The organism is Cupriavidus sp. GW821-FHT07C08 (genome assembly GCF_059419025.1).
In genome coordinates this window covers 1-530 of record NZ_JBWKQZ010000095.1, presented here as the reverse complement: position 1 = coordinate 530, position 530 = coordinate 1, and the positions used below count along the sequence as shown (strand labels likewise).

1 protein-coding gene is annotated in these 530 nt (G+C 63.4%); it reads right to left on the bottom strand.

Annotated elements, in window-relative coordinates; translation table 11 throughout:
- Positions 1-530 (bottom strand): RNA-guided endonuclease InsQ/TnpB family protein (locus AC07UK_RS38860; RefSeq protein ID WP_494693929.1); only part of this gene is annotated, 530 nt, incomplete at both ends.

The following is a 530-nucleotide window of genomic DNA, read 5'->3' as shown; positions in this document are numbered from 1 at the left end:
GTCGTGAGCTTGTGCAGGGCATCCGAGCGGATGGCGGCGATGCGAGCATGCAGCTTCGCCAGCTTTGCCTTCGCCTTGCGACGATTGGCCGATCCCTTGACCTTGCGCGACAGGCTGCGCGATAGCTTGCGCAGGCGGGCCAGCAAAGCCTTGTGGGCCTTGGGGCCGGGGATCGATTCTCTCGTCGAGAGCGTCGCCAGCGACGACACACCCAGATCGACACCCACCGCGCCTTGGCTTTCGGCTTCGGGCAGATGCGAACTGTCGGGTGTGTCCACGGTGATGCTGACGAACCAGCGGTCGGCCACACGGGAGACCGTGGCCGACATGATCTTCCCAGCAAAGCGCAACGTCTCGCGCATGCGCACCCAGCCGAGATTGGGGATGCGAATGCGTGAGGCGTCGATACTGAACTGATCGTTGGTGAGCGTAAAGCGGTCGTGCACGCCCTTCTTGCGGAACTGCGGATAGCGGGCGCGGCCCGCGAAGAAATTCTTGAACGCGTCGCCCAACTGGATGATCGCCATCTG